This is a genomic window from Staphylococcus arlettae, assembly GCF_025560845.1.
Lineage (GTDB): Bacteria > Bacillota > Bacilli > Staphylococcales > Staphylococcaceae > Staphylococcus > Staphylococcus arlettae.
Window position 1 is genome coordinate 2056786 of sequence record NZ_CP094803.1, and the last position, 17557, is coordinate 2074342.

Below are 17557 nucleotides of genomic sequence, written 5' to 3' on the forward strand. Positions count from 1 at the left end.
CACTTATTAAAGTGAGTTATTTTCCACGTTGTAATGGTTGTCACCATTTTTATAATACACCTGTGCGAACTTACTAAACCTCATTTGTACATAAACACTACCGAATAACTTTCAATTCAATTCGATTGTTAAGTCATACTTTTAGCTGTGACTAATAGTTATATTGTGATAATACCTGTTACCTAATTTTAGGACGATAGAGTAAGACATACCATATAATTGCGCATATAACGTTCTAATATAGGAAAATCCACATTGTTTAAATTTCCAATTATACAATTAGCTCCTCACGTTCGTTATTTAATGATTTTTTAACTTCTACTACAAAGTTTTGAAATGTGACTTCGTTCTCTTTTTCATGCTGCTTATTACGCTCTAATCGCTTATGATGAAGTACTTCTTGTAACTTATCAATCGTCTTAAATGGCTTGTTACTGCCGTTAGCTTTAAATTATCTCATCCCTAAAACTCTTTCCCTAAACTAGATATTTGTGAAGTTTCCACCTTAACTATTTTTAGAAAATCTATTATTTGTCATTGCTTTCCTTATTTAAAATCAAAAAAGCTCTCAACCTTTATGGTTGAGAGCTATATAGTGGAGACGGCGGGAGTTGAACCCGCGTCCAAAGGTCCTGATACACATCTTTCTACGTGTGTAGTCTATTAGTCAATTTCGCGTAATGAGAGGTAATAGACAACCAACATTACGCTAGTTTGATTAGATCTCTTCTAAACAGACTTCAAACGGCAGTGTTTAGCGTAGCCTACTAAGGTTGAATCGCGTTAACAGTGCATAGGCGACACTGTTAGGCGATGCAGAGTGCGATTAGGCAGCTACTGCGAAATTATTGTTTTCTTTGCCAGTTATTATAAACTGTGTGTGTTGTTGCGGAGACAACCCTCCGACACGCTTAATGAGCTCTGGGGACCCCTGTCGAATCCATAAACGTCCCCTCGATGAATGAATGTACTTCCTGCATCTCACTAATACCTTATGTTTTACAGAAAGTACATTTAATATTAACAAAAATTGCTTACTTTAGCAATAGATTAGCTTAATAACGGGCTTTCATTGCTCTATCTACGTCACGTTTAACTGCTTTTTCTTTTAATGCTTGACGCTTATCATATTTTTTCTTACCGCGTGCAATACCTAATAAGACTTTGCAATTACCGTGTTTTAAATAAAGTTTTAATGGAACTATAGAATAACCAATTTCACGTGTACGTTCACCTAATTTAATAATTTCACGTTTGTGTAATAGTAATTTGCGTGAACGTCGTGGATCGTGATTAAAGCGATTACCCTCTTCGTAAGGAGCAATATGCATATTTTGGAGATAAATTTCTCCACGTTTCACCTGTGCATAGCTATCCTTTAAATTGGCACTGCCACGACGTATAGATTTAATCTCAGTTCCTTGTAACACAATGCCCGCTTCAATCGTATCTTCGATATTATAATCATGTCTGGCTTTACGATTTTCTGCTAATGTACCTGGTGATTTTTTCTTTGGCATTGAGTTTCACCTCTTCGCTGATTTATTTTTTCTTTTTACGTGCTTTGTTTTTGACTTTTTTATCTTTGTAAAACGGTTTGTGTTTAGTGTTACCACTTTTTTGGCTATCACGATTACGCTGGTTTTTACCTTTACGTGATTTTTTCTTTTTATTACCTTTACCTTGCTGACGATCATCTTTTGACTTATCTAATGACTTACCACGTGTTTTAGCTTGAATTGTTTTACCACGTGCTGGTCTTTGACTACGTTCATTTTTAGGTAATGGCATACCTACGATTTGGAAATCAATCATGCGTTCATCCACATCAACATGGATAACTTTAATTTTCACTGCATCACCAATACGGAACACTTTTGCTTGGCGTTCACCAATCATCGCCATTTGGCGCTCATCGAAGTGATAATAGTCATCCGTTAAGTTAGCTACGTGAACCATACCTTCAATGGTATTTGGTAATTCAATGAACATACCAAAGTTAGCAACAGAACTAATAATACCTTCAAATTCATCACCAATATGCTGTACCATAAATTCTGCTTTCTTCAGTTCATCTGTGTCACGTTCGGCTTCAATCGCACGACGTTCTCTTTGAGATGTATGTTCTGCAATTTCTGGTAAGCTATCTTCCCATTTTCTTAACTCTTTTTCGTCCATTGCATTATCGATTAAATACTTACGAATGAGACGGTGTACAGTTAAATCTGGATAACGACGTATAGGTGACGTGAAATGTGTATAATATTCTGCTGACAAACCAAAATGACCTAAATTGGTGTCATCATAATGTGCTTGTTGCATTGATCTTAACATCATGGTAGAGATAACCATTTGTTCTGGTAAACCATCTACTTCTTGTTGAATTTTTTGTAATGTTGAAGGATGGATGTCTTCTCCTGTACCTTTAATCATCAAGCCGAAATTCGTAATAAAATCGAAGAATTGGCGTAATCTATCTGATTTTGGTTGCTCATGTACACGATAAATAAATGGTACATCTAATTTATCAAAGTGTTCTGCTACAGTTTCGTTAGCAGCTAACATAAATGATTCAATTAATCGTTCACCTTCTCCACGATTACGCACTTGAATATCGGTAGGTAGACCTTCCTCATTAACTAACACTTTAGCTTCATTTATATCAAAATCAATTTCACCACGACGTTTACGCATTTGGATAAAACGTTGTGACAAATCTTGAGCCAAATCTAGCATTGGTGTTACTTCGCTATATTTGTTACGTGTAGCTTCATTTTTATCTGTTATTATTTCGTTTACTGCATCATAGGTCATACGGTAATCAGAATGGATAACACTATCGAATATTTCATGATTAACGATATCTCCATGCTCATCTATTTCCATACGACAGCTTAATGTTAAGCGGTCTACATCTGGATTCAATGAACAAATACCATTACTTAAACGATGTGGAATCATCGGTATTACTCTATCTACTAAATAGACACTTGTAGCACGATCATATGCTTCTTTATCTAATGCGGAATTTTCAGTGACATAGTAACTAACATCCGCAATACTAACCGTTAATTGAGTATTACCATTAGATAATTGCTGCACACTAATCGCATCATCTAAGTCTTTTGCATCTGCACCGTCAATCGTTATAGTGAGTTCATCTCGTAAATCACGTCTACCAGTAATTTCTGACGGTTTAATTTCATCTGGTACTGCTTCTGCCTCTTCTAACACTTTATCAGGAAATTCAATTTCTATACCATGTTGATAAATAATAGATAAAATATCTACACCTGGATCATTCTTGTGTCCTAAAATAGCAGAAATATGACCTTCTGGATTAGAATTGTCATCGGCGTATTTAGTAATTTGTACTAACACCTTATGACCATCAATAGCACCTAAATTTTGACCTTTAGGAATAAAGATATCTTGCATAATACGTTTATCATCTGGTAGCACAAAGCCGAAGTGACGTGCTTCACTGTAAGTACCTACTACTTGTGTAACTGAATGTGTTTCTATAGATTTTACTTCACCTTCAGTTTTCCCTTTATGTTCACCACGTGAGTTTTGTACTTCTACAAGGACCGTGTCACCATCCATCGCTCTGTTAATCTTAGTAGGTGGAATAAAGATATCATCCATTTCACTATCTTCTGGGCGTAGAAAGGCAAATCCTTTTTTATTTTGGCTTAGCTTACCTTTTACTAATGCCTTCGTTTTTTGTTTCGAAGCTACTTTTCTTTGGTATCTATCTGTTTTAGTTCTTTCTATTAAATCAGTTTGTTCTAGTTCAACTAGCACCTTTATTAAATCTCTAAATGAGTCGGCACTGCTTAAACCTAATGCATCTTGGAAATCTGACACTGACATTGGTTCATAGTCAGGTTGTTTAATGATTGTTTCAATAGATTGCTTTAAATTCATCATGCCCCTCCTTTCTATATTTTAATTTTAAAATAATTATTCAGACCAATCTAACGATTCTAAAAACTTGAGAACATCTTCAAAAAGTTGTTCTTTTTCTTTATCAATAGTAATGACATGACCAGAGTTGGCATACCATTTTATTGTTTTATCATCCGATTCGCTTTCATTGTATATAATATTAGCTGAATCAGTATTAATCATTTGATCCAATTCGCCTTGTGCTACAAAGATTGGATCCATCACTTCATCAACATGATCGCGTACATCTTGAATTTGTCCTTGTAATTCTTTCAATGTCTCAGTTGGTTTGAAAGCGGACATTTCAGCTTCTATCGTTGAAGCATCTTTACCTTCATACTTTTTAAAGGTACGTGCATAATCTAATACACCTTCAAACATAGAACCTTCAGTCTTAATGTACATAGGCGAACACATGGTTACAATACCCTTTACATCTCGATTTAAGCTTATTTTTAATGCATAACACCCACCTAGTGATATACCTGCTACCGCAATTTCATCATAGCCTTTATCGACTAAATAATCGTATGCATCCAAGGCATCCTTATACCAAACATGTGGGCTGGACTTTAAAATTTCTTCTGGGGGAGCTGCATGTCCTTCATATTGAGGTGCATAACAAGTATAACCTTGTTTTTGTAAAAAACGCCCCATCTGTCTAACATCTGCAGAGTTACCAGTAAAGCCATGTAATAATAAAACAGCACGATTACTTTCTTCAAATAAGAAAGGTTCTGGAAGTTTAATTTGCATTTTGTTCAATCCTTTCACTGTCATGTCACATAGTTTTGCCACCTTGGCACTTTATGTTTTATCATCATGATGAGCTGTTTAGCTTCTCAAGTACTATTATAAATAAAAAAGCCCGACTTTAACATTGTCGGACCTTATATACCCAAATATGTTATGCCTAACATTAACAAGAAGAAAATGATAGACAATACAATTGTTAATCTATGCAAGAATAAATCGACACCGCGTTGCTTTTGTTTACCAAATAACTGCTCTGCACCACCACTAATTGCGCCAGAAAGTCCATTACTTTTTCCTTCTTGGAGTAATACAACAGTTACTAATGCAATACAATCTATAATTAATAGAACTATTATTAACGAGTGCATAAACATTGTCCTCCATTCATTATATACGAAACGCATTATATCACACGTTCGTCTATTTTATCAAATACCTATCGATTAAACGTACTTTTTCGTTTGATTGATACTACTAACATATATATTGCGATAAGCGTAGAAGCAACTAACACAATAATCAGTGGTAAAGTACTTAATACTGACTTAGCATCACTGATAGCTTGTAAGACTACAGAAACATTAATCAAATTATATAAAACATTAGTCGTGAATGCCGCAAACATAAACCACCATAAATACGTGTGACGATTCCAAATAGCTATAATACCTGCTAAATATGCTAAGACATACATAACACCTGTGTATTGAAAACTATTACGGATAGTACCAATTGCATTGTCAGTCGCTTTTTGCCCACTATTTGTCAACAATTGTCGCACTACACTATCATCTAAAACTATGAAATTGTGAATAGCAGAAAGTATTGCCAATATTAGCGAACTATATGCGATAAAGTGTGCTGTCTTTGTTACTCTAGACTTTTGATTTTCATCCATTTCCAAGTACTCCTTAAGATATTTCCATACTTTATTATATCAGTTTCAAAGTTAAAGATGAATTATTCTGATAGAAACTTTCCATATTGATGCAAAAATAAACACGTAAGTCGATTGACCTACGTGTTTATCCGCGTGAACTCATTTAATTTAAGCTATATTATTTAGATAAATTATAGAATGCTTTAAGTCCTTTGAACTTAGCTGTTTCGAATAATTCATCTTCGATACGTAATAATTGGTTGTATTTCGCAATACGGTCTGTTCTTGATAATGAACCAGTTTTGATTTGACCTGCATTTGTAGCAACTGCAATATCAGAAATTGTTGTATCTTCTGTTTCACCAGAGCGGTGAGAAACTACAGCTGTGTATCCAGCTTTTTGAGCCATTTCAATAGCTTCAAATGTTTCAGTCAATGTACCGATTTGGTTAACTTTGATAAGGATTGAGTTACCAATTCCTTTTTCGATACCTTCTTCTAATTTAACAGTATTTGTAACGAATAAATCGTCACCTACTAATTGTACACGGTCACCAATACGATCAGTTAGAACTTTCCAGCCGTCCCAATCGTTTTCATCCATACCGTCTTCAATAGTAATGATTGGATATTTATTAACTAATTCTTCTAAGTAATCAACTTGCTGTTCAGCAGTAAGTTTCGAACCGTTTTCACCTTCGAATTTAGCATAATTATATACGCCATCTTCAAAGAATTCTGATGAAGCACAGTCAAAGCCTAAGAATACATCTTTACCTGGCTCTAAGCCTACTGCTTTAATTGCTTCTAAAATAGTTTCTACTGCATCTTCAGTACCTTCGAATTTAGGTGCAAAGCCACCTTCGTCACCTACTGCAGTTTCTAAACCACGGTTTTTAAGGATTGATTTCAAGTTGTGGAAGATTTCTGCGCCCCAACGTAATGATTCTTTAAATGTAGCAGCGCCTACTGGTAAAATCATAAATTCTTGGAATGCGATTGGTGCGTCTGAGTGAGAACCACCATTTACGATATTCATCATTGGAACTGGTAATTCTGTACCGTTAAATCCACCTAAATATTTATAAAGTGGTTGTCCTAATAAATCAGCAGCTGCACGCGCTACAGCGATAGATACACCTAAAATAGCGTTTGCTCCTAATTTACCTTTGTTTTCAGTACCGTCTAATTGAATCATCATTTTATCAATAGATACTTGATCTAAAGCTGAGAATTCACCTTCAACGATTTCTGGTGCAATAATTTCATTTACATTTTCTACAGCTTTAGTAACACCTTTACCTAAATAACGTGATTTATCTCCATCACGTAATTCAACTGCTTCGTGTTCACCTGTAGAAGCACCTGAAGGTACTAATGCACGTCCGAATGCACCACTTTCAGTTAATACTTCAACTTCAACTGTTGGATTACCACGTGAGTCTAAGACTTCGCGAGCATAAACATCTGTAATAATTGGCATGTTTGTTAATCTCCTTTTTCCTAAGTAGTTTAGAGTTTTTATTTTTGCACTTTCATTATAGCTTGATTCAACGTAAATATAAAATAATTTAATTATTGAAACAAACTGTGATTATGAAAACAAGTCATATGACTACCTTATCTAAGAAGATAGTCATAACTTATTATTCTTAAATCTTGGTTGTTTTCTTACTGTTATTTAGAATGATTGATTAACGTTTCACCAGTCATATCTTCTGGTTGTTGAACATTTAATAAATCTAATAATGTTGGTGCTAAGTCACCTAAGCGACCTGTTTCACGTAATGTGACACCTTCTTTAGTAACAATAACTGGTACTGGGTTAGTTGTATGTGTTGTCATAGGTTCATCGTTGTCAGTTAGTACCATGTCTGAGTTACCATGATCTGCTGTAATAATCGCATGACCACCCATGTCGATAATTTTATCTACGACTTCTCCTAGACATTCATCTACAGCTTCAATTGCTTTGATTGTAGGTTCTAACATTCCACTATGTCCAACCATATCTGGATTCGCAAAGTTCAATAGAATTAAATCTAAATCACCTTGGTTTAACTCTTCGATTAAAGCGTCTTTTACTTCATAAGCACTCATCTCAGGTTTTAAATCATACGTTGCAACTTTAGGTGAATCGATTAAGCGTCGACGTTCCCCTTCAAATTCGTCATTACGTCCACCACTCATAAAGTAAGTCACGTGTGGGAATTTTTCAGTTTCAGCAATACGTAATTGTTTTAAACCGTTATCTTGTGCTACTTCACCGATAGTATTTGTTAAATCTACTTTTTCAAAGACAATTTCTGCCGCAACATTATCATTGTATTTTGTAAAAGTAGCATAGTATAAGTCTTTCACTTGTTCTACTTTAAAACCATCAAATACTTTATTTGTGAATACTTCAGAAAGCTGTGCAGCTCTGTCTGGACGGAAATTGAAGAAAATCACTGAATCTCCATCATTCACACCATTGTTTTGGTCAGCAATAATAAATGGTTCTACGAATTCATCAGTAAGGTCTTTAGCATAGTTTGCTTCGACACCTTCTTTTGCAGTAGCAAATGTTGGTCCATCAATGTTGCGAATCGCATTATATGCTTTTTCTTCACGGTCCCAACGCTTGTCTCTATCCATTGCATAATAACGACCTGAAATAGATGCGAATTGACCGATACCAATTTCTGCAAATTTAGCTTCTGTGTCTTCGATAAATTTTAATGCTGATTTTTGATCAACGTCACGTCCATCTAAAAATGCATGAACATATACTTTATCGAGACCTTGTTTTTTAGCTAATTCCAATATTGCAAATAAGTGTTTGTAATGACTGTGCACACCACCATCTGACAATAATCCAAAGACATGTAGCGCAGAATTATTATCTTGTACGTGTGTTATCGCATTATTTAACACTTCATTGTCAAAAAAGTCACCGTCTTCAATAGACTTGTTAATACGAGTTAAGCTTTGATAGACAATACGTCCAGCACCAATATTCATATGACCAACTTCTGAATTACCCATTTGGCCTTCTGGAAGTCCTACATCCAAACCACTTGCTTCGATTTGTGTCGTTGGATATTGGTCAAAATAACGATCAAAGTTCGGTTTGTTAGCTAGTTTGACAGCATTTCCATGTTCACTTTCACGATTTGCAAAACCATCCAAAATGATTAATGCAGTTGGTTGTTTAGCCATATTATTTAGCACCTTCTAACAATTGTACAAAATCGTCGACTTTAAGAGATGCTCCACCTACTAATGCGCCGTCGATATCTGTTTCAGCCATGTATTCTTTAATGTTGTTAGGTTTCACACTACCACCATATTGAATACGAGTTGCGTCTGCTACGTCTTGGCTTGTAGCATCAGCGATTGTTGTTCTTACAAATGCACACATTTCATTTGCATCTTTAGCTGTAGATGATTTACCTGTTCCAATTGCCCATACTGGTTCATAAGCAATTACAACTTGTTTCAATTGTTCGTCTGATAAACCTTCAATAGCTTTTTTCACTTGATTACCTACAACTTCATTTGCTTTACCACTTTCACGTTCTTCATCTGTTTCACCTACACAAATGATTGGAGTCATGCCGTGGTTAAATACTGCATGTGCTTTTTTGTTAATTTCTTCATCAGTTTCGTGGAAAATGTCACGACGTTCTGAATGTCCAATAACAACAAATTTCACACCTAAATTTGCTAATGCTACTGGTGATGTTTCGCCAGTAAATGCACCATTATCTTCAAAATATGCATTTTGCGCACCGATTTGTAATCCTTGTGCTTTCCCTTCATTTACTAATGATACTAAAGCATCTAATTGAATTGTTGGTGCACAGATTACTGATTCAACTTCATTAGTATCTGGTAATGTTGGTAATTCATTGATAAAATCTTTAGCTTCTTGAACTGTTTTGTTCATTTTCCAGTTACCAGCAATAATTGGTTTTCTCATTACAATACACTCCTATTAATTGATTTATAATTATCCTTTAATATAACTATCAGTCATACTTAGTGCGGAATTTATTTATTGGCAATTGCTACAACGCCAGGTAATTCTTTACCTTCAAGATACTCTAGAGATGCTCCGCCACCTGTTGAAATGTGACTGAAATCATCTGCATAGCCTAATGAAATTGCTGCAGCTGCTGAATCGCCGCCACCAATAATAGTATTTGCATCTTTTAATTCAGCGATTGCTTCACAGACACCAATTGTACCTTTAGCAAAGTTACTCAATTCGAAGACACCCATAGGTCCATTCCATACTACAGTATGAGCACCTTGTAGTTGTTCTTTAAATAAGTCGACAGTTTTAGGACCAACATCCATCGCTTCTTGATCAGCAGGAATGTCATCTGTTGATACTACCGTAATCTCAGCATCATTTGAAAATTCTTTAGCGATTTTACAATCAACTGGTAAAACGATTTGGTCACCAGCACGCTCAAGTAATTCTTTAGCAAAATCGACTTTATCTTCTTCTAATAATGATAAGCCAATTTCTTTACCTTGTGCTTTAAAGAACGTATAAGACATGCCACCACCAATAAGTACTTTATCAGCGATTTTCAATAGGTTAGTAATCACACCTATTTTGTCTGAAACTTTCGCACCACCAAGGATAGCCACTACAGGCTTATCAGGGTTTTCTACAACGCCACCGATATATCTAATTTCTTTTTCCATTAAGAAACCTGCTACTGTTTCTAAATTAGCTGCAATACCTACGTTAGATGCATGTTCACGATGTGCTGTACCAAACGCATCATTTACAAAAACATCGCCTAATGAAGCCCAATATTTACCTAATTCAGCATCATTTTTTGATTCTTTTTTACCATCAACATCTTCAAAACGAGTATTTTCGACTAATAGTACATCGCCTTCATTTAATTCTTGAATAGCTTGTTCTAATTGTTCTCCACGTGTTTCAGGAACAAAAACCACGTTTTTATTTAATTTTGTTGATAATGCTTCGGCTACAGGTTTTAATGTTAATTCTTGTTTATCACTTTCTTCTTTTACTTTTCCTAAGTGTGAGAATAAGACGATTTTACCACCTTGTTCAACAATGTAATTAATTGTCGGTAAGGCTTGAACGATACGGTTATCGTCAGTAATTTCTCCATCTTTCATAGGAACATTAAAGTCAGCACGAACAAGTACAGTTTTACCTTTTAATTCTATATCAGAAACGATTTTTTTAGCCATTTAAACTACCTCCTTTTAATGGGACAATACAGTAAAATAAGCGGAGAAGCGTTTGTGCTCCCCGCTTACTCCTAAGCTTATAGTTAAAATTTAACAGCACAACAAGCTTGCTAAATTAATATTTAAACTAAAATTATTTAGCTTGTGATGCTAATTGTTCTAAAGTACGAACTAATTGTGCAGTGTAAGACATTTCATTGTCATACCAAGCTGCTACTTTAACCATTTGTTGGTTACCAACAGTCATTACACGAGTTTGTGTAGCATCGAATAATGAACCGTAAGTCATACCGATTACATCAGAAGAAACGATTTCGTCTTCAGTGTAACCAAATGATTCGTTTGAAGCATTTTTCATTGCACTATTAACGTCTTCAACAGTTACTTCTTTGTCTAATACAACTGTTAATTCAGTTAATGAACCAGTAGCTACTGGTACACGTTGAGCGCCACCATCTAATTTACCATCGATTTCAGGAATAACTAAACCGATTGCTTTAGCAGCACCTGTTGAGTTAGGAATAATGTTTTCAGCAGCTGCACGCGCACGACGTTTGTCACCTTTTCTGTGAGGAGCGTCTTGTGTGCTTTGGTCACCAGTGTAAGCATGGATAGTAGTCATTAAACCTTCTACTAAACCGAAGTCATCGTTTAATACTTTAGCAACTGGAGCTAATGAGTTAGTAGTACATGAAGCACCTGATACAACTGTTTCAGAACCATCTAATTCATTGTGGTTAGTGTTGAATACGATTGTTTTTAAATCACCTGATGCTGGAGCAGAGATTAATACTTTTTTCGCACCTGCGTCGATATGAGCTGATGCTTTATCTTTGTCTGCGAATAAACCAGTACATTCTAAAACAACATCGATATCTAAGTCGCCCCATGGTAATTTATTTGGATCTGGTTCTGAGAATGATTTAACTTCTTGACCATTTACACGGAAACCGTCATTTTCTACTTCAACTTCTCCTGTGAAACGTCCTTGCATAGTGTCATATTTTAATAAGTGTGCTAACATTTCATCATCTGTTAAGTCGTTTACTGCTACAACGTCGATTCCATCAACGTTTTGAATTCTTCTAAATGCTAAACGACCGATTCTACCAAAACCATTAATTGCTACTTTAACTGCCATTATAATGGCCTCCTTTAAAAATGATATTTAAAAAGTGAAATCACTTTTTATTACTATAATCTGAAATAACTTCTGCCGCACCTTCATCTGTAATTAATACAGTGTTGGCAGGGGCAATTGATAGGTAAGCTTTAATTGCTTCTCCTTTTGACTTACCCCCAGCGACGGCAAAAATAAACCTTTTTGACTCAAGGTCTTCTAACTGTAGTCCAATTGTTTTAACTCTATGCACTACATCGCCTCGATCATCGAAGTAATAACCAAATGCTTCTCCGACGGCATTATGATGTTGAAGTTTATCCACAATTTCTTGCGGAGACTGGCGTCTTTTAGCCATTTTCAGCGCATCACCAATACCGTGAATTGTAATATTTGATTCTCTAATTTTTTCAAGTGTATGAATTACTGATGGTTCATTTAATAATGTATTATACGTTGTTTCACTTACATTATCCGGTACATAAAGTGTGGTATATTCACCATTTGTTTGCTGAGCCATGCTTGCAGCAATGGTGTTTGCCTGATACACAACATTTTCACCGAGACCACCTCGAGCTGGAACAAAAAAGACATTGTATGGTTGTTGATGCATAGCTTCACTGACATAAGCCATTGTGGAACCACCCGTAACTGATACAACTGAATTTTCATACAGACTATTTTCCAATAATTGACCAGCTTGTCTTGCTAACTCAATTTTAACGGAACGCTCATTATCTGTATCACCAGGTATCACATAAACATCGCGAATACCATATTGCTCTTTAATGCCTTGTGCTAAATGATGACTATCTGAATACACATTAAAATAACTATTTAATTGTTGTATTGTCAGTTCACCTTCAGCTGTAATTTCCATTCCTGTTGGTTTAACTTTGATAAGTTCTTGCTTCTTTAACATATCTGTTTCGGAACGCAATACCCGCTCTGTTAAATCCATATACTCACTTAAACTTCGTCTACCTACAGGTTGATTTTTAGCGATAGTAGTTAATATAGAAAAACGACGATACATTTTTTCAACAATTTCAGGCACTAACTTCTGTTGAATATTTATCAAGTCTTTCACTACTATCCTCCTCCAATTCCAAAATAAAGGGTCATCTTACAACCATAGGTTGACTTTTTCCGTCCCTAGTGGGACAAAAAAATATAACCATTTACAATTGCAATACTACTACTATATCTAGAGAATTGCAAGCATAAGAACTACCCCTTTAAAATGAATGTGCTTACATCATTGCTATAAGGTCTTACGTTATCAATAATACCCTTATTACTTAAATCTAATCATCACTAAACTACAAATTTGCAATGAAATAAATTGACCCACAGAGACACTGTCCGTCATAATTTAAGTATAATTAAATTTTTATTCTTGTGAAGTGGAGGGGCATAATTTGTCCAAAGAAAAACAAAATGAAGTTATTGAACCAGGTGATCAACGATATCGAAATGATGATTATTTTAATAACCAAAACGGTCACTATCAATCAAGAGGTTATATTAAAACTTTTAATTGTGGTTGTGGTCCAATTGGTTGCGGCTGTTTCACACTCATTTTTCTCTTATTCCTAATTTCATCATTAGTAAGTTATATTTTAAATTGGATATTTTAATTCAAAAAAACGCCTAAGCAGATTGCTTAAGGCGTTTATTATTAATCATCTTCTGATGAGCTAGACTGATTACTTTGTTGTGATGAACCTTCGCTGTTTTGGGAACTATTATTTGTTGATGGTTTATCTTGAGTTTTCGGTTCTTCGGTCTTTGGTTCTTCGGTAGACGGTTCTTCGGTAGACGGTTCTTCAGTAGACGGCTCTTCTGTAGATGGTTCTTCTGTTTCAGGTTCTTCGGTCTTTGGTTCCTCTGTCTTTGGTTCTTCAGTAGACGGCTCTTTGGTCTTTGGCTCTTCTGTAGATGGCTCTTTGGTCTTTGGTTCTTCGGTCTTTGGTTCTTTTGTTTTTGGCTCAGACGTACGTTCTTCTGTTGTCGCTGGCTGTCTCGTCTCTTCTGTAGTTTGAGGAACTTGTTGTGTTTGCTGTGTTTGTTGTGTTTGTTGCGTTTCTTGAGTAGACTCTTCAGTATCTTTTTTCTTTTTTTCTTTATCTTTATCTTTTTTCTTATCTTTGTCTTGTTGTTCTTGTTTTTGATCAGATAAGCGTTCATTAGCTTTATTAGAATGATCTACAAAAGCAAAAATTGCAAAAATCAGGCCACCAAGTAATAACAATACAATTATTCCACTTATAATTTTCGACAAATTACTCATATTTTTTTATGCTTATCATCAAAATTAATTTTTGATGTGCATTTATTTCCCCCTCACTTTTCAGTATTATATTGCGTTTATGCTATGCATTTTATGCGTATTTGATTATTGAAGTACGAAACTATATTTTACACTATTCAGGGATTTTATTAAACTCTTTAATTTAAAATTACCTCCTGGCTTATTTTCAAAACATTTTGTAGTAAAATAAATTAACAAACGAGTTGAAGTACTGTTAATAATACAAAGACTACACAACTAAATTTAAATATTTTTCACTATGTCATTCATTAATCTAAATGCGAGGTGCTTATTTTGAAACAAATAGATCCTTTCAATGATTCACAACATACAAATAAAAAACATAATAATGTAAAAACTATGATGCTTGAAAATGAGGCAAATGATAATCACAAATCGTCAACTGTTAAATTCGTCATTACACTTATACTATTTATTTTTATTGTTTTCTTTATAATTGGTATTATTTTAATTTTGACGTAATTTACATAAATCTACAAATATCATATCTTATAAAACAAATCTTTAACTTATCTTTAAAAATATAATGTATACTAAAACAATCAAGTAATTTCACGATGACTTTAATAAAAATCATCGCTTTTACAATATTTATTAATTAAGCAATTTGAAATATACCTAATTTTCATTCAAAATATTATGTGATTCTTGTAATAGTGAAATATTAGCGTCAAACTACATAAGAGGTGATATTATGAAACACTATTTAATCACAGGTGGTACTGGTATGATCGGTACCCAACTCGTGAACGCAATCGTCGAAAGTGATGCACACATAACTATCCTCACTCGCCATGATCAACGTGCAACTCACTCTAACATCCGTTATGTTAATTGGTCTAAATCTAATTGGGAAAATAACGTGCCTGATATTGATATTGTTATCAATTTAGCTGGCGCAACGTTAAATAAACGTTGGACGCCATCATACAAAAGAACGATTATGCTAAGTAGAATTCAATCAACACAAGCATTAGTAAATTTATTTAGTAATAGATCTCATAAACCAGAGATATTCTTCAATGCGAGTGCCGTCGGTTATTACCGCCCTGACGCTTACCAAACTTACACTGAATTATATCAGTCATTACCTTTTGATTTTTTATCAGAAGTAGTATATCAATGGGAACGTATAGCTAAACAGTTTGAGTCGTTTGGTACACGTGTCGTTATTGGTCGTTTTGGAATGGTGTTATCTAATCAAGGTGGTGCATTCCCACTTATGAAATTACCATATGATTTAAATGTTGGTGGTAAGTTAGGTTCCGGCCAACAATGGTATTCATGGATTCATATTAACGACTTAACACGTGCGATTTTATATCTCATTAATAACGAACGAGCAAGCGGACCATTCAATTTAACCGCACCAGTTGTTGAACGTCAAAATCTTTTTGGTTATACGATAGCAAGAATTAGTCATAAGCCACATTGGACTTGGGTGCCATCACCATTAATACGTCTCATGTTAGGTCAAATGTCAACAATCGCTTTAGATACTCAAAAAGTAATTCCAACAAAATTAGAAGCTTTAGGTTTTGAATTTAATTATCCAAATTTAAAATTAGCTGTGGAAGAGTTAATTTAAATAGTTAATTATCATTGAATAAAACATTAAAAAACCAGTCCTATATAGGACTGGTTTCAGAACGTGGACAAACCCTTCGCAAGTTAATGCGAAGGGTTTATTTATTTTCTTTTTTTATAGTTTTTTTCAAAATTGCAGTGGTCTTTCAGACCATTACTGGGCCTTTTATTAGCCACATTGCGATTTTTTTAAGATTCATGGCAGCACAAATTAGCGTGGTATCCATGGAAACTTTGTCATGTCCTCTATATCTCGTCCATCTCATACCATGCTGTTCTTTTGCATCGCCAAATTTTCTCTCTATTGTTTGACTTCGCATTTTATATTGTTTTTTAATTGTATCCACAAACCTTAAATCTTCAACTATATCTAAATCATCTTGCCAAACATGTCTTCTAATTTGTTTTATGGCATCTTTACTTTCAGTACATTTATTTAGTAGTGGACAGTCTCGACATATTGAAGCATCTGATACATATAATCTGTGTCCTGTTGGCATTGTTCTTTTATATAGTAAAGTTTCATCATTAGGACAAATATAAGTATCATAATGTTCATCGTAGATGAAATCTTTTGTTCTGAAAAAACCAGGTTTTCCTTTAGGTCTCGTATATGGCATTGCTGGTACAATTGCTTTTTCAAGCAAAAAGTGTGCATTAAAAGGTGTTTTATAACCTGAATCAATTGCTAATGTGATAGGCAACATCTGCTTGGTTTCCAATCTTTCAATCATTGGTTTGAGTTGTGTACTGTCGTGAATATTACCAGGTGTCACGTGCTTATCAATAATATAACCATTTTTATCTACACATGCGTGTAAACTATAAGCAAATTGCTTTTCTCGTTCACCTTTAACGTAGTACCCAGCTTCTGGATCAGTCGTACTTACTTTTTTGGTTTTATATTCCTCCTTGCTTTTATTTTTTATTGGCTTTTTTCCTTGTGCTCGCCTTTGTTCATTTATTTCATTATCCAATTCTTCTTGGAAGTGAAGTGTATCTTTTTTTACAATTTTTTTGATGTATTTATTCTTATTTGCATTTGCTTTAATATGTGTAGAATCAATGAATAAAGATGAGTGATCTATTAAGTTATTTTTGATAGCTATTTCTAGTATTTTCTCAAATATTTGTTCAAATAAATCTGTATCATGAAAACGACGTGTATAGTTCTTACTAAAAGTTCCGTAATGAGGTACTTTATCTAAAAAGCTATATCCTAAATACCAACGGTAAGCTACATTTGTTTCTATTTCTTTAATTGTTTGTCTCATTGATTTAATGCCAAACAACCTTTGTATGAGTAATATTTTTACTAAAATAACAGGATCTATAGATGGTCTACCATTATCAAGGCAATATTTGTCTTCGACAAGTTCATACACAAAATTTAAATCTAATATCGCATCGACTTTACGTAATAAATGATTATTAGGGACTAATTCAGAGATAGAAATCATTTCATATTGATCTCTTTTATCAATTGATTTATTCAACATAATAAACACCACCACTGTTTAATTTACATATATTATAATGTTTTTGTGTAATATTGGCAGTAATTTATGCCGACTCCTGCGGGAATATCACTAGCCGAAGACTACAGGCTAAGGCAGTGCCCGCGGAAAGCGTGCATAAAAAAACTGCCAACAAAGTCGGAGACTTTGTCGACAGTCTGAAACCAGTCCTATATAGGACTGGT

16 protein-coding genes and 1 other RNA gene are annotated in these 17557 nt (G+C 34.5%); 3 read left to right on the forward strand and 14 right to left on the reverse strand.

Annotation, left to right across the window (positions count from 1 at the left end; translation table 11 throughout):
* Positions 1-593: 593 nt before the first annotated feature.
* The 12 genes from ssrA to MUA37_RS10150 form a co-directional block, all read right to left on the reverse strand.
* Positions 594-954, reverse strand: a transfer-messenger RNA (tmRNA) gene (gene ssrA / locus MUA37_RS10095).
* Positions 955-1055: 101 nt separating this feature from the next.
* Positions 1056-1520 carry an SsrA-binding protein SmpB gene (gene smpB / locus MUA37_RS10100; RefSeq protein WP_002510524.1) on the reverse strand — a complete coding sequence of 155 codons (465 nt, stop codon included), beginning with the start codon at positions 1518-1520 and terminating at the stop codon, positions 1056-1058.
* A gap of 22 nt (positions 1521-1542) precedes the next feature.
* Positions 1543-3930, reverse strand: coding sequence for a ribonuclease R (gene rnr / locus MUA37_RS10105; protein ID WP_262624568.1), 2388 nt, complete (start codon positions 3928-3930; stop codon positions 1543-1545).
* Between the two features lie 36 nt (positions 3931-3966).
* Positions 3967-4707, reverse strand: a complete 741-nt coding sequence (locus MUA37_RS10110) for an alpha/beta hydrolase (RefSeq protein WP_031266601.1) — start codon at positions 4705-4707, stop codon at positions 3967-3969.
* Between the two features lie 134 nt (positions 4708-4841).
* On the reverse strand, positions 4842-5075 hold the full coding sequence (secG, locus tag MUA37_RS10115; protein ID WP_002510527.1) for a preprotein translocase subunit SecG: 234 nt from the start codon (positions 5073-5075) through the stop codon (positions 4842-4844).
* 68 nt (positions 5076-5143) lie between these two features.
* Positions 5144-5605 (reverse strand): hypothetical protein, encoded by a 462-nt coding sequence (locus MUA37_RS10120; RefSeq protein ID WP_002510528.1) that lies wholly within the window; start codon positions 5603-5605, stop codon positions 5144-5146.
* 160 nt (positions 5606-5765) lie between these two features.
* On the reverse strand, positions 5766-7070 hold the full coding sequence (gene eno, locus MUA37_RS10125; protein WP_002510529.1) for a surface-displayed alpha-enolase: 1305 nt from the start codon (positions 7068-7070) through the stop codon (positions 5766-5768).
* Positions 7071-7264: 194 nt separating this feature from the next.
* Complete coding sequence (gpmI, locus tag MUA37_RS10130) at positions 7265-8788, reverse strand: 2,3-bisphosphoglycerate-independent phosphoglycerate mutase (protein ID WP_002510530.1); 1524 nt, start codon at positions 8786-8788, stop codon at positions 7265-7267.
* A gap of 1 nt (position 8789) precedes the next feature.
* The gene (tpiA, locus tag MUA37_RS10135) at positions 8790-9551 is read right to left on the reverse strand and encodes a triose-phosphate isomerase (protein ID WP_193325108.1); all 762 of its coding nucleotides are present in this window, start codon (positions 9549-9551) and stop codon (positions 8790-8792) included.
* A 71-nt stretch (positions 9552-9622) separates the two neighbouring features.
* On the reverse strand, positions 9623-10813 hold the full coding sequence (locus MUA37_RS10140; protein ID WP_002510532.1) for a phosphoglycerate kinase: 1191 nt from the start codon (positions 10811-10813) through the stop codon (positions 9623-9625).
* Between the two features lie 133 nt (positions 10814-10946).
* Positions 10947-11954: a type I glyceraldehyde-3-phosphate dehydrogenase gene (gap, locus tag MUA37_RS10145; RefSeq protein ID WP_002510533.1), complete on the reverse strand. Its 1008-nt coding sequence runs from the start codon at positions 11952-11954 to the stop codon at positions 10947-10949.
* Between the two features lie 40 nt (positions 11955-11994).
* Positions 11995-13023, reverse strand: coding sequence for a sugar-binding transcriptional regulator (locus tag MUA37_RS10150; protein WP_002510534.1), 1029 nt, complete (start codon positions 13021-13023; stop codon positions 11995-11997).
* Positions 13024-13354: 331 nt separating this feature from the next.
* Between MUA37_RS10150 and MUA37_RS10155 the strand changes: the two genes are divergently transcribed.
* Complete coding sequence (locus tag MUA37_RS10155; protein WP_002510535.1) at positions 13355-13573, forward strand: hypothetical protein; 219 nt, start codon at positions 13355-13357, stop codon at positions 13571-13573.
* A 41-nt stretch (positions 13574-13614) separates the two neighbouring features.
* Here MUA37_RS10155 and MUA37_RS10160 read toward each other — a convergent pair whose 3' ends face one another.
* Entirely contained in the window at positions 13615-14226 is a 612-nt protein-coding gene (locus MUA37_RS10160) for a DUF4887 domain-containing protein (RefSeq protein ID WP_193325107.1), read from the reverse strand.
* A 315-nt stretch (positions 14227-14541) separates the two neighbouring features.
* Between MUA37_RS10160 and MUA37_RS10165 the strand changes: the two genes are divergently transcribed.
* Positions 14542-14730 carry a hypothetical protein gene (locus MUA37_RS10165; protein ID WP_002510692.1) on the forward strand — a complete coding sequence of 63 codons (189 nt, stop codon included), beginning with the start codon at positions 14542-14544 and terminating at the stop codon, positions 14728-14730.
* A gap of 232 nt (positions 14731-14962) precedes the next feature.
* A complete protein-coding gene (locus MUA37_RS10170; RefSeq protein ID WP_002509820.1) occupies positions 14963-15856 on the forward strand; it encodes a TIGR01777 family oxidoreductase in 894 nt (297 codons plus the stop codon).
* Positions 15857-16001: 145 nt separating this feature from the next.
* Here the strand turns inward: MUA37_RS10170 and MUA37_RS10175 are convergent, their stop codons facing one another.
* On the reverse strand, positions 16002-17354 hold the full coding sequence (locus tag MUA37_RS10175) for an IS1182 family transposase (protein WP_021459431.1): 1353 nt from the start codon (positions 17352-17354) through the stop codon (positions 16002-16004).
* Positions 17355-17557: the final 203 nt, after the last annotated feature.

Coding starts and splice junctions, on each gene's coding strand:
- smpB (WP_002510524.1), bottom strand. CDS start 1,520: ATGCCAAAGAAAAAATCACCAGGTACATTAGCAGAAAATCGTAAAGCC.
- rnr (WP_262624568.1), bottom strand. CDS start 3,930: ATGAATTTAAAGCAATCTATTGAAACAATCATTAAACAACCTGACTAT.
- MUA37_RS10110 (WP_031266601.1), bottom strand. CDS start 4,707: ATGCAAATTAAACTTCCAGAACCTTTCTTATTTGAAGAAAGTAATCGT.
- secG (WP_002510527.1), bottom strand. CDS start 5,075: ATGCACTCGTTAATAATAGTTCTATTAATTATAGATTGTATTGCATTA.
- MUA37_RS10120 (WP_002510528.1), bottom strand. CDS start 5,605: ATGGATGAAAATCAAAAGTCTAGAGTAACAAAGACAGCACACTTTATC.
- eno (WP_002510529.1), bottom strand. CDS start 7,070: ATGCCAATTATTACAGATGTTTATGCTCGCGAAGTCTTAGACTCACGT.
- gpmI (WP_002510530.1), bottom strand. CDS start 8,788: ATGGCTAAACAACCAACTGCATTAATCATTTTGGATGGTTTTGCAAAT.
- tpiA (WP_193325108.1), bottom strand. CDS start 9,551: ATGAGAAAACCAATTATTGCTGGTAACTGGAAAATGAACAAAACAGTT.
- MUA37_RS10140 (WP_002510532.1), bottom strand. CDS start 10,813: ATGGCTAAAAAAATCGTTTCTGATATAGAATTAAAAGGTAAAACTGTA.
- gap (WP_002510533.1), bottom strand. CDS start 11,954: ATGGCAGTTAAAGTAGCAATTAATGGTTTTGGTAGAATCGGTCGTTTA.
- MUA37_RS10160 (WP_193325107.1), bottom strand. CDS start 14,226: ATGAGTAATTTGTCGAAAATTATAAGTGGAATAATTGTATTGTTATTA.
- MUA37_RS10170 (WP_002509820.1), top strand. CDS start 14,963: ATGAAACACTATTTAATCACAGGTGGTACTGGTATGATCGGTACCCAA.
- MUA37_RS10175 (WP_021459431.1), bottom strand. CDS start 17,354: ATGTTGAATAAATCAATTGATAAAAGAGATCAATATGAAATGATTTCT.